Source organism: Frankia sp. AgB1.9 (assembly GCF_016786355.1).
Taxonomy (GTDB): Bacteria; Actinomycetota; Actinomycetes; order Frankiales; family Frankiaceae; genus Pseudofrankia.
Map to the genome: position 1 here is coordinate 15,811 of NZ_JADWYX010000125.1, position 11,998 is coordinate 27,808.

Consider the following 11,998-nt stretch of genomic DNA (forward strand, 5'->3'; position numbering starts at 1 on the left):
TTCAGGCCCCCGGGGCTGGCCAAAGCCGCCTGTACCCTGCCGCCGCTACTAAAGCATCACGATGGCGAGCGCGTCAACGGCGTTTTCCTGGGTTGCGGGTTGGCCGCGACGTGGCGACGCCGCTTACCACATTCGAGCCTTCCTCGGCTGGAAGAATGTGCGTTACGGATGCGCGGCCCGCCGAGGAGGCGGACACGAGGGCTTCCGCGAGGATCGCGGCTTGCCGGGAAGATTTAGCTCGTCGACACGTTCTGACCGGCGCCGGCACGAACGGTCGCGCGCGCCGATGTCCGTGACCGCGCCGACGAGGCTACGTAAGGTAGCCCACGGTGCATGTGCCGAGGCGTTTCGGCGCCGTCTGGAGACTGGGCGGTCGGGGCTGCCATGACCATGCCGGGCGACTCGGCAAGCCACGATCTGGCGCCGATGCCGTCGATACCGGGGTGCGTCTCGTCGCCTCCGACGCGCACGCTTGCCGGTCGCCGCGATCGGCGCCACGTTGTCCGAGGCATCGTGGTCGTCGGGCACGAATCCTCTGGTCGAGCGCGAAGGTCATCTGCCTGAGATACACGGCAAGCCGCAGGCCGCAGATGGTGCGGCCACCTGGCTGGGTAGAGTCGGTCCCTGTCCGCGGGGGCCCGCCCCACGCCCACCGCGCCGTTGGTACTCGTCACCTTGCGCGCTTCCTGAATCGGGAGAGACTCTATGCCCGTGAACCAGCGTCCCACCTTGGGACCGATGGTCTCCGCCACCTGCCTGCAGCAGATGAGGATCTACACCGAGGACCTGGTCGGCCGAGGGCCTGTCCTGGGTGCCGGCAGGATGCGTGGGCAGGGCGTCATCGCCGACCTCGGCCTGCAGGGTTCCCGGCTGGACGACGACAAGCTCTTCCGCCTGTTCGTCGACACCTTCGGCATCGAAGGCACCCGCCTCTGCCTGGTCACGGGGGTGACGTCGGACGACTCCGGGGCCTACGTCGTGCAGCTGGTCGAAGGGGCGTGTACCCACCAGGTAGAGGCGACGGAGCCGATGTGCGCCTACACACTGGGTGTCTTCGTCGGGGCCCTGCAGGCTGTGACCGGCGTCGTCATGCAGGGAACGGAGACCGCCTGTGAAGCAGCCGGTGACGCCACCTGCACCTTTGTGATCCGTCCACACCGGGCGCTCATCTAGCGCCGCTCGTTGATTTACGCGGGCCTGGTGTACCTGGGTGTCGGGCGCAGGCGCCCACGGGCCGGTCGTCAGCCCCGATGATCTTCGGTCTCGCGGATGGTCGTGCGTAGGTCCGCGAGCTGAACGTCACGGCTAGCCAGCGCTGACTCGATCAACGCTGTCCGTCGGCGCTCGGCGTCCAGGTCGGCCTGCAGGACTCGGGCGGCTTCTTCGGCAGCGGCCAGGCGCTGTCGCAGGCCTGCGACTTCCTGGCGGTTCGAGGCCGCAGCCGACTCCAACGCGGCGATGGCGGCGCTCTCCATCCTGCCCATCTCGGCTTCCGCGCGGTCGGTCATCGCCTTGGTCGTGCCGCTCATCCGCAGCACCTCGGCCTCAGCCTCGGCGAGCGCGGCTCGGGTCTCGTCGAGTTGCCGCGTCACCAGGCCCAGCTTCGCTGAGGTCTCGTCCAGTCGCTGCCGCGTGGTCGCCAGGTTCGTGGACATCGCCGTCTCGATGGGTTCGGGCGTTCGCACTACGACCGATCGGGACCGCAGCACGCGGCTGGCGACGGTACCGGCGAGCGCCCCGAACACGAGCGTCGTCACCGAGGCCGCGACGTGACCGTCCTGGTGGTTGCGCGGCGTCATCGGTTTCCTCCCTGAAGGAGTTTCACGGGCGTCACGGCGGCCCCGAACAGACGCCCGGAAGGTGTCTGACCACGGTGTCGGCGTGCGGTGGCCGCCGGGGACACGTCGCTGTTGTGCAGGATCTGCTGAGGCTAGCGGGCAGGGCTGCCGGGCGTGCCAGGAGCCCCAGAGCACCTCACCAGTAGTCGCGGGCGGTGCGCTGGACGGTGTCCGACCCGGCGCCAGGTGGCGACATCTCACCGGCGATTCCCGGGTCGATGCTCAGGAGCAGAGCCTGGACGAGAAGCGCGACGTCGCTGCGACGCCGCGCGTCGATCTCGAAGACCGGCGCGATGATGCCGACTTGCGCCAGGACCTGGCGGTAGTCGTCCAGGCTGGCAGTGCGGCGGAGGTCCATTCCGGTGACGCCGACCGCCAGCGCCGTTTCGTCGATGACCGTTCGGAAGGCGCCGACGAACTCGTGCAGGTCCGCGAGCGGCGTCGGCCGGGCGTTGGTCATCAGGAGGACGACGCCGATCGCCCCCTCGGCGAGGATGTATCGCATGAAGTCGAACCGGTCCTGGCCCGGGGTGCCGTAGAGGTGGATCCGGTCGGTACCGGCGAGCCGCAGGACACCGTAGTCCATGGCGATCGTGGTGGTTGCCTTGATGTCCCTGGTCTCGTCCGTCGGCCGGGTCTCGGTGGTGATCGGGGGAATGTCGCTGATGGACGCGATCGCCGTGGTCTTACCCGCGCCCACCGGGCCAGAGAATACGATCTTGTAGTGGCTCACCGGTGTCCCTGAGAATGAGTCGGACGGCAGATGTCAGCCGGTGCGCAGTTTGTCGAACAGCTTGCGCAACAGAGGCCGTCTCGGAGTGGGAGGGACGGCCGACGGCGGCGCGGACGCGAGGAGCGAGGCCGGCCGCGACGGGAGATCCCGGCGGACGAGATCGGCCGCGGCAGCCGCGCTGTAGAAAACGAAGACGTCCTCCGCTGGCAGGTGCAACAGGTCGATCGTCTGGCGCAGCGTGCTGGGCTGTCGAACCCAGAGGGCCGCGACGCTCATCGCGCCGGGTGTCACGACCAGCCGGGTGAAGTTGGGCCACTCCCGCAAGGCGAACGGGGTGTCGAGGGACGTGTCGAGCGGCAGCCTGCCTCTCGAGGCGCTCAACGCAAGCTTCCACAGCAGGACGTCGAGCGGCACCATGTCCGGGTGGTCGACGGCGTACTGGGGTGCGCGGGAGAAGACAAGACTGGCCTGGGCGGGGAGGTCCTCGGTCCCGGCAAACGGCCGTAGGCCGGCCTCGCCGCCGTAGACGACGGCGGCGAAGCTGTTCGGGTAGACGGCGATAACCGGCCAGGGACCTTCGATGTGCACCGCCTGGCCGCGTTCCTCGGCGTGCCGCCACGCGGCGGCGACCAGCCCCTGCAGGAACCGCGTCGGGTCATAACGACGAACCGCGATGGCCGCTTCATCGCGCGCCGGCGCCGCGGCGCTGAGCCATCGGTCCGGGGCCGGCGAGGATGTTCCAGCCTCTACTGGCGGCCTCCAGAGCTCCGTCCGGTTCACTCCATGGCCGTCCACCCGTCGTCTCCTGCTTCCTGGTAAGCCGGACCCAGCACGCACGGTCCTGCCGTTCCACCGTCCGTCAGTCGTCGCCCGGAACCTGGTCGACCGGGTCGACGCACGGCGTCAGACGGCCTCGGCCAACGCTTCGGCGCCTCGGCGCACGTCGAGGAACGTCGTGCCCAGCTGAGCGTCCGGTCGGGTGACGACCACCAGCACGGTTTCCGGGCCCGCCCTGGTGAGCAGCACATGACCGCGCTGTCCTCTGATGAGGATCTGGTCCAGCGCTCCCCGGGTGAGCTCCATGCTCGCCTGACTCCCCAGAGCGAGTATGGCCGCGCTCATCGCGGCCACGCGGTCATGCTCGAACCCGGCCGGCAGCAGTGACGCCATGAGAAAGCCGTCTGTCGACACAAGTGCGGAAGCCTCGATGTCATCGGACGAGGCGTTGAGCTCGCTCAGGATGGCGGTCACCGACTGCTTCTGCACGCACGTCTCCCACGTCGTCGATGGTCCGTCCCGGGGTCACTCGGGAGTTGACACGCCGCGGCTCGGCTGACGGCTTCCCCCGACAGGCAGCCCGAGCCCGGCCGACCATCGTGTGGAGAATAGTGACGATACTTGACCGGTTCGTCCCCGGGCCGCTGACCAGCCACGGTGGCCCTGTGGCGCAGCGGCGTCGCGCTGTGGAGCAGCGTTCAGGCCGGGGCCACCTGGGGGGCACGGTCTCCGCGAAAGTCCACTTCGTGGGGGTAGCCTCGTCTGCCAGAGCCGGGCCTGTCTCCATCGTGGACGTGCGCCGCCCAGGGTGGCTCGGCGAACGCTTCCCTGACGGACAAGAGAGATGAAGACGGCCACGATGCATGACGAGGGGGGCAGTGGGTCGCGGCACCGCAGCACGTCGAAACGGTCGTGGCGCCCTCGGACCCCGACCTCGTCGCCGTCGGAGCCCGCCAAGGCCGAGGTCGATGAGGTGGAGCCGATCCTCGCCGAGAGGGCGGTCGACGACGCACGCTTCGCGGATGCCGCGATGCCCGTGTGGGTGCTGCCGACCGTGCCAGCGCCGCCGGACGATGTAGGTCCCCACAGGAATCCAGAGCTACCCAGGTCAATCGGAACCGTTGAGTACGGAGGTGCATCGGTGAGTATTCAGTCGGAGTTGTCGCGCGTGGTGTCGGACCTGCGACGGTCGATTCCGGAGTTGAACGGTGCCATGGTGGCGTCGGTGGACGGGCTGTCCGTCGCACACGACTTCCCCGAGCCGGAGGCCGAGCGGATGGCCGCGATGGCAGCGACGGCCCTGGGCCTGGGCAAGCGGATCTCGGACCGGACCGGACTCGGCGAGATGCAGGAGACGGTAGTCCGCGGCGACCGCGGCTACCTGGTGGTGTACGCGGCCGGCGAACAGGCGGTGCTGGTGCTGTCCGGCCCGTTCAACTCCAACCTCGGACTGATGCGGATCGAGGCTCGCGCGGCATCTACTGAGATCAACAAGCTGCTCGGCTGAGCGCGCTACCAGCCACTCCGCCGTTTCATCCGCAGCCGCCACCGGCGGCGGCGTTACCTGCGCTCGCGCGTCCTCGGACGAGAACCGTGCGCACACGGCGGACACAGATGGGGCGATCTGGGCCAAACGGGGCCGTCTCTTCGATCTGTTTGTCCCCGCGTGCGGAGGGAACGAGCGGAGTCGGTGCGGAGAACCGTGGTTCGTGATGCCACCGATCCAGGGCCGGGGCTCCAGCGGGTCGCGGCGTCGTGTGGTCGGCTGGCGTCAACCGATCGCGGACGGGGGTGGCAAGCGACGGAAGGATCTCAGATCCGGTCGACTGCGCGGCGGCGCATGGGTCCTTATGCGGCGGAGGACGTCCGTTGCTCGACCCCGTCGCGGAGTGAACGTGTCGGTCGGGTCCTGGATATCGAAAGACTGTTCGTGTCCGGCGGCGAGACGGGCCGGGTGATGGCCGCCAAGGACTGGTCCGCAACCACGCTCGGCCCGGCTCAGGGCTGGAGCCAGAGCCTGTGCACGTCAGTCGGCATCTGCTTGGAATCGCGTTTTCCGATGATAGTCATGTGGGGCGCCGATCTCGTATACATTTACAATGACGCGTGTATACCACATCTCGGTGACAAGCATCCTGATGCCATGGGAAAGACGCTCCACGGCGTCTGGCCCGAGGTCTGGGATGAGTTGCGTCCATTGGCCGCTCAGGTGATGTCCGGGGATGGCGCGACGTGGTCGTCGAACAAACGTCTCCTGCTCCGTCGGCACGGCTATCTGGAGGAGGCATATTTCACCTTCTCCTTCAGTCCTATCCGGGAGGCGTCTGACGGTGGACGCATAGCGGGCGTCCTGTCGACCTACCAGGAGACGACCCAACAGGTGATCCGCGCCAGGCGCCTGGCCTGCCACCGAGAGCTCGCCACGACGCTGGCCAGGCTGCGGACGCAGCGGTCCGTATGTATCCGCGTTCCATCCGTGCTGGGGAACTACCCGGAGGACATTCCGTACTGCCTGCTGCTGCTCTGGGGACGATGCCCATCGTTGTCCGCGCCGCGGTCGATCGCGTCGTCAGGACTGAACGGCCGACGAACCGTCCGGGCCGCGCTCGTCGAGCTCGAGAACAGCGGGGTCCTGCCCAGGATCATCAATATGACATCGCTCGGAGGCGGGCAGGCCGTCTCGGAGCTCCCGTCGTGGGGCTCCGTCCGGCTGGCGTCCGGTTCTCAGCCGCCGCGAACCGCGGTAGCAGTGGCGTTGAGAAGCCGTGGGAGCGCCACGACCGTCGGCGTTCTCATCGTCGGGATCAGCGACCTGCTCGCGCTGGACCAGGACTACCGTGACTTCATCGAAAACATCGCCAATCAGGTTTCGCTCAGTCTGATGCTGGCACGTTCGTATGAAGCGGAACGCATCCGTGCGGCTTCCGCGCAGCGTAGCTCCCTGCACGATGCTCTCACTGGGCTGCCGAACCGGACGTCATTCTTCAGGAAACTGAGCAGAGCACTCCTCCGGTCCGACCAGAAGAGCGGCCGGGTAGCCGTCCTGTTCATCGATCTCGACGGTTTCAAGGCGGTAAATGACGCTCTCGGCCACCGCGAGGGTGACCATCTGCTCCGCGAGGTGGCGGATCGGCTGCGGCGGACCGTGCGGCCCAGTGATACTGTCGCGCGGTTCGCCGGCGACGAGTTCGCGATACTCTGCGAGGACATATCCACCATCGGCGCGGTCGAGGCGGTCGCCAGCCGCATAGTCGAGGCGCTTACGCTGGCCAGGTCCCGTGACAGGTTCGCGGTCACCGCCAGCGTCGGCATCGCCCTGTCCGGCCCGGAACTACTCGACCCCGAGGAACTGCTCAACGCGGCCGACCTCGCGATGTACGCCGCCAAACGGCAGGGACGCGGACGTTACCTGTTCTACGAGGAGAGCATGCGAAGCTGACTCAGGTACCGGCAACGCATTGCCCACCGCCTGAAAGCCCGGCGCGTTGTCGCAGTGCATCTGGAAGCGCAGATCGGTGCTGATACGCAGTCGGCCACTCGGTGCGGGTCCTGCTTATGGTCTACGCGAAGTGCATCGTCGGCCAGGACGAACTCGCGCGCCGGCGCATCGCCGCGGCCCTCGCCGCAACCGAGCCAGCTGGTGGGCACCGTGACGACCTGGGATGACCACCCGAACGCTGCCCCTCCCGTCCGCCGGATACAGCCGGATACAGAAGGTGCGTTCGAGGGGCGAGGTCGGTGCGCGTGCTGGTCGCCGCGTCAGCCGAGATCCGCCGGACTTAGGTGCCGAGGGCGAAGGCGACCTGGCGTCGGAAGATCACCGTGGTGTTGCATAACGCCATCCGGGGACGCTGGTCGCAGGGACTGCGGGAGGTCGTAGTCGCGGCCGCTGGCTCAGATAGGGCCGCGGGCGCACGACTTTCCGGCGCGGGGCTCGGTGTCTCGTCGTTATGGTGCTGTTCGAAGCGCGACGGAGCAGGCTGTTCGCGTGGTTCGTAACGGGGGTGGCAGGTGGTGGAGGGCCTGTCCGAGGTGGAGGTGCGAGGGCTCGCCGAGGTGTTCTTCGAGCCGATGGCGGCGGGGCAACTGTTGGAGTCAGTGGGCCTCAACCGCGGTGACCATCCAGCCTGGGTGACGGCCCGGTTGTTCTGGGGTGAGGTGTCCCGGCTGCTTCGGTCGGGTGTCCTGCCCGACGGCCGGCGGCTGTTGCTGGCCGAGGCCGCCGCCTCTTTCCCGGCGAATGAGGTCTTCGCGGGGGCCGAGGTTGTTGGTGATCCCGCGCGACGCCCGCGGGGCCGGGAAGGCCCTGGCTGGCCGATCCGTGAAATCGTCGACCCGTTCGCGTTGGAGGTGCATCCGGCAATCGACGCTGGGGCGGCCGTGGCAGGCCTGCCGCTGCTGCCGGACTATGTCGTCCGGGACCACGACCTGCGGCTTCGGGAGGTCGTCTCCCGCGCTGCGGCTGGTGACAGTTCGATCGTGATGCTTGTCGGCGGGTCGTCGACCGGCAAGACGAGGGCCTGCTGGGAAGCGGTCCAGGCCCTGCCCGAGGAGTGGCGGCTGTGGCACCCGATTGACCCCAGTCATGCTCAGGCTGCCCTCAACGACCTGTCCCGGGTCGGGCCACGGACCGTGGTGTGGCTCAACGAGGCCCAGCACTATCTGCTCACCAGCCCCGCCGACCTTGGTGCGCAGGTGGCCGCCGCGCTGCGTGAGTTGCTCCGCGATCCGGCCCGCCGGCCGGTGCTGGTTCTGGGCACTCTGTGGCCCGACTACTGGGCGGACCTCACTCAGAGCCCGGCTGGCCGGTCGAATCCGAATGCCCGGGCCTTGCTCGTCAACGCCGATCTGGCGCTGCCCGACGCGTTCGTCGGGCAGGACCTTGAGCGTTTGCGCACGGTGGCCGGTCGTGACCCGCGGCTGGCCGAGGCACGGGCGCGCGCGGTCGACGGTCAGGTCACCCAGTACCTCGCCGGCGCACCCGAACTGCTCGGCCGTTTCCGCAACGCGCCACCCGGAGCGCGGGCGGTGATCGAAGCGGCGATGGACGCCCGCCGCCTCGGCCACGGACCGGCGCTGCCCCGCGGCCTGCTCGAGGATGCCGCCTCCGGCTACCTCAGTGACCAGCAGTGGGACCTCCTGCCTGACGACTGGTTCGACCTGGCCTTGGACTACGCGGCTGTTCCCTGCCGCGGCGTCCGCGGCGCGCTCACCCGGATCCGCCCGCGCCCCGGACAGCCCATACCGAGCGAGCCGCGCTACCAGCTCGCGGACTACCTGGAACAACACGCTCGCGCCAGTCGTCGCCTCAGGGTCGTCCCGACCGCCCTGTGGGATTGCCTCGTCAGCCACGCAACGCCGCGCGACGCGGCGCTACTGGCTGCACGGGCCAGCAGCCGCCTTCTACACCGCCACGCGATTCCCCTTTTCGGACGTGCCCTCAGCACCGGCGACCCCTGGCCAGCCCGCGGGCTGGCTGCTCTGCTCGCCGAACGGGGCGAATACCAGGAGGCCGAACGGGTTCTGCTGAGCCTCCTGGAGATGGGCGACAAGGACAGCGCCAGGGATCTGGTCGATCTGCTTGCGGTACGTGGGGATGCCGACGGCCTGCAGCGCCGAGCTGACCTCGGCGACCTGCACGCCGCCCATGAACTGGTCGAGTTGCTGGCCAGGAACGGAGAGCCCGAGAAAGCCGACCAGCTGCTACGGACGCTCGCTGACTCCGGCGACCGGTACGCGGCGGGCGAACTGGCCGAACAGCTCGCCGTGCGAGGCGACGTCGACGGCCTGCGCGCCCGCGCCCGCGCCCGCGCCGGTGACCAGTTTGCCGCGGGCGAACTGGCTGACCTCTTTGCCAAACGTGGGGATGTAGACGGCCTGCGGGACCTCGTTGACACCGGCCACCAGTTCATCGCCGAAAGACTGGCCAGGTTGCTCCTCAAACGCGACGAGTACCAGGAGGCCGAACAGGTCCTGCGGGTCGCGGCGGACGCAGGCGACACCGGTGGCGCAAGAGAGCTGGTCAATCTACTTGCCCGCCGTGGTGACCTTGACGGTCTCCGAGACCAAGCGAACAACGGACACCAGTATGCCGCCTGCGAACTGGCCAGGCTTCTCGCCGAAAACGGCGAGTACCACGAGGCCGAGCAGTTGCTACAGACCGTTGCTGACGCGGGCGACGAGAACGCCGCCAGGCAACTGGCCAGTCTGCTTACCAGTCGTGGCGACGTCGCCAGACTCCGGGACCGTGCCGAGGCCGGAGACGGATATGCCACCCATCACCTGGCCGCGCTGCTCGCCGGGCGCGGCGAGCAGGAGGAGGCCGAGCAGATCCTGCGGACCTACGCTGACTACGACGGGCAGAATGCCGCCGAACGGATGGCTGATCTCCTCGCCGCCCACGGGAAGATTGACGCGCTCCAGGCTCGCGCTGACGCCGGAGACAAGTACGCCGCCCGCCGTCTGGCCAGTCTGGTCGCCAAGCGTGGACGGGAGTACGAGGCCGAACAGATCCTTCGGACCCTCGTCGCCACGGCCACCGCCGGGCCCGCCGGCCGCGAACTGGCCAAGTTGCTTGTCAAACGTGGCGAACACCAGGAGGCCGAGCAGTTGCTACAGGCCATTGCTGACGCAGGCGACGAGAACGCCGCCCGCCAGCTGGCCTGGCTACTTGCTACCTGGGGCAATGCTGATCGGCTCCGGGCTCGCGCCAACGTCGGAGATGAGTACGCCGCCGGTCAGCTCGCACTGCTGCTCGCGAAGCGAGGCCAGGATGACGAAGCCGAGCTACTGCTACGGACCCTCATCGTTGCCGCCGGTAGCGGGTCCGCCGCTCGTCGTATGGCGGAGTTTCTCGTCGCGAGGGGGCGAAAGGAAGAAGCCGAGCGACTACGCCGATTCGGTGTCAACCCGGACGGCTCCACCGCGTTCAGCGCCGACGTGTGACCGGCCACGGCAGCTCGGCGACGATCCTGTGACTTCGCACGCGAGAAACGGGATCTGGTTTTGCCACCTATCTGATGTTGGCCTGGTGACCGCGCCGAGACCTGCCCTCAACTCCTCGCCAGGGACACCCGCACCAGGCACCAGCCAGGACTGACGCTACCGACCTACCTTCAGGCAACTCCCCTCCACGCGCTCGGGGCGCAACAAGATCAAAAGGTTTGGATGCTGGTACACACGGCCTACCCGGTCTGACCTGTGTCTCTGCGATCACAAGCCGTACACCACGTCCGCGGACTCCCCGCCGAGGGCCGATGCGCCGATGAGGGCGCACCGGCCCAAGGGTTGGTGGGACAGGGGGTCAGGAGGCGGGTGAGACCGTCTTGCCCGGAATCAGCTCACCGCAGATCGGGGCGGCGTTCGGGACGGGCTTGAACCCGTTTCCCTCGAACTGGGCGACCCAGAGGCAGTTGTCGGCCCCGAAGACGATGTTCTCCCGGTCGTTGATGTCGACGGTGTGGGTGCCGTAAAGCCCGAGAGCGTCAAAGTCATGGATGCCCTCAAGCGCCTTGATCAGGCCGGCCTCGGTCGGGTTCGCACCGGCGGCCTCGAGAGCACGGACCAGCAGTCCGACGGTGACGTAACCGTTGTAGGAGGCGTAGGTGGGCTCGGACGTGATACCGGCCTGCGCGAGGTCGGCCACGAACTGCTTGGTCGCGGGCGTGTGCATCTCGACCAGCTCGTAGCTGGACAGGAAGTAGACGCCCTGGGCGTTCTGCGCCGCGCCGGGTCCCGCCGAGAACAGGTCGCCGCCGTAGCCGGTGGGCAGGAAGGCGACCTTGAGGTTGACGCCCTGGTCCCGCAGGCCCTTGATGACCGCGAACGAGGTGTCCTGGGACGAAGCCGAGACGAAGCCATCGATGCCGGCCGCCTTCATCGCGAGCACGGCCGGGCCGACGTCGCCGCCGAGTGGGAACTTGGCGTTGAGATAGCCGACCTTGATACCGGCCTCCTGGGCCGACACGGCGTTGGCCTGACCGGACTCCGAGGCGCTGGGGACGTCGACGGCGAGCACTCCGAGATTGGTGACACCCATCATCTTGAGGAACTTGCCGTAGGTCGACGAGACCTTCGTCGTCTGTAGCGGGCCCCAGATCGAGAACATGTTCTTCGCGGCAATCCATTCGGGGCCGTCCTCGGCGGCGCCAATAACCGGCACGTTGTGCTGGGTGAGATAAGGCGCCGCCGCGAACATCAGCGAGGAGTTGGCGAGTACGGCGAACACGTGGTCCTGGGTCACCATCCTCTGCGCGACGGCCAGCGCGGTCGCCGGGCTGGTGGCCGTGTCACCGACGATGTACTTGATGGTGTAGCCGTTGCGGGAGGCGTAGTAGGTGCCGGCTTTCACGCCGTCGACGACCGACTTGTTACTGGCCGCCGCCGGGCCGGTGATGTCCGTGATGACGCCAACCGTAATCTTGGTCTTTCCGGGCTGCGTGGTGCCACTGGCCCCGGCGGCGCCCGACCCGGACGACGAGCCACAGCCGGCGGCTAAGAACACCGTCGCGGCGCACAATCCCGCTGCAACCGTGATTTTCGACTTGCGTTTCACTACGTTCTCCTCATCCCGCTTGCGGTAAATCGATCTATTTCGCGGCAGGCAACGGTCTTGCCCGCGGCTGCCACGAACGGCCGGGTCCGGAGCCGT

At 68.1% G+C, this 11,998-nt stretch carries 10 protein-coding genes and 1 pseudogene; 6 read left to right on the forward strand and 5 right to left on the reverse strand.

Annotated features, from left to right (window positions below; genetic code table 11):
* Positions 1-738: 738 nt before the first annotated feature.
* Positions 739-1,173, forward strand: a complete 435-nt coding sequence (locus I6A60_RS34020) for a 4-vinyl reductase (RefSeq protein ID WP_238436824.1) — start codon at positions 739-741, stop codon at positions 1,171-1,173.
* Between the two features lie 68 nt (positions 1,174-1,241).
* Here the strand turns inward: I6A60_RS34020 and I6A60_RS34025 are convergent, their stop codons facing one another.
* The 4 genes from I6A60_RS34025 to I6A60_RS34040 all read right to left on the reverse strand — a co-directional run bounded on the left by I6A60_RS34025 (position 1,242) and on the right by I6A60_RS34040 (position 3,837).
* Positions 1,242-1,799, reverse strand: coding sequence for a methyltransferase type 11 (locus tag I6A60_RS34025; protein ID WP_203018196.1), 558 nt, complete (start codon positions 1,797-1,799; stop codon positions 1,242-1,244).
* A 175-nt stretch (positions 1,800-1,974) separates the two neighbouring features.
* On the reverse strand, positions 1,975-2,571 hold the full coding sequence (locus I6A60_RS34030; RefSeq protein ID WP_203018198.1) for an ATP/GTP-binding protein: 597 nt from the start codon (positions 2,569-2,571) through the stop codon (positions 1,975-1,977).
* Between the two features lie 33 nt (positions 2,572-2,604).
* Positions 2,605-3,366 (reverse strand): hypothetical protein, encoded by a 762-nt coding sequence (locus tag I6A60_RS34035; RefSeq protein ID WP_203018200.1) that lies wholly within the window; start codon positions 3,364-3,366, stop codon positions 2,605-2,607.
* Positions 3,367-3,474: 108 nt separating this feature from the next.
* A complete protein-coding gene (locus I6A60_RS34040; protein WP_203018209.1) occupies positions 3,475-3,837 on the reverse strand; it encodes a roadblock/LC7 domain-containing protein in 363 nt (120 codons plus the stop codon).
* Positions 3,838-4,321: 484 nt separating this feature from the next.
* Here I6A60_RS34040 and I6A60_RS34045 point away from each other — a divergent pair, with 484 nt between their 5' ends.
* The 5 genes and pseudogenes from I6A60_RS34045 to I6A60_RS34055 all read left to right on the forward strand — a co-directional run bounded on the left by I6A60_RS34045 (position 4,322) and on the right by I6A60_RS34055 (position 10,293).
* Positions 4,322-4,855, forward strand: coding sequence for a roadblock/LC7 domain-containing protein (locus I6A60_RS34045; protein ID WP_307874000.1), 534 nt, complete (start codon positions 4,322-4,324; stop codon positions 4,853-4,855).
* A 423-nt stretch (positions 4,856-5,278) separates the two neighbouring features.
* Positions 5,279-6,787 (forward strand): GGDEF domain-containing protein, encoded by a 1,509-nt coding sequence (locus tag I6A60_RS34050; RefSeq protein ID WP_307874001.1) that lies wholly within the window; start codon positions 5,279-5,281, stop codon positions 6,785-6,787.
* A gap of 101 nt (positions 6,788-6,888) precedes the next feature.
* Positions 6,889-7,014, forward strand: coding sequence for a hypothetical protein (locus tag I6A60_RS43030; RefSeq protein ID WP_255545145.1), 126 nt, complete (start codon positions 6,889-6,891; stop codon positions 7,012-7,014).
* Between the two features lie 366 nt (positions 7,015-7,380).
* A pseudogene (locus I6A60_RS44285) lies at positions 7,381-7,593 on the forward strand (effector-associated domain EAD1-containing protein); the annotation flags it as partial.
* 450 nt (positions 7,594-8,043) lie between these two features.
* Positions 8,044-10,293, forward strand: coding sequence for a hypothetical protein (locus tag I6A60_RS34055; protein ID WP_203055789.1), 2,250 nt, complete (start codon positions 8,044-8,046; stop codon positions 10,291-10,293).
* Between the two features lie 358 nt (positions 10,294-10,651).
* Here I6A60_RS34055 and I6A60_RS34060 read toward each other — a convergent pair whose 3' ends face one another.
* Positions 10,652-11,902, reverse strand: a complete 1,251-nt coding sequence (locus tag I6A60_RS34060; protein ID WP_203018217.1) for an ABC transporter substrate-binding protein — start codon at positions 11,900-11,902, stop codon at positions 10,652-10,654.
* Between the last annotated feature and the right edge of the window lie 96 nt (positions 11,903-11,998).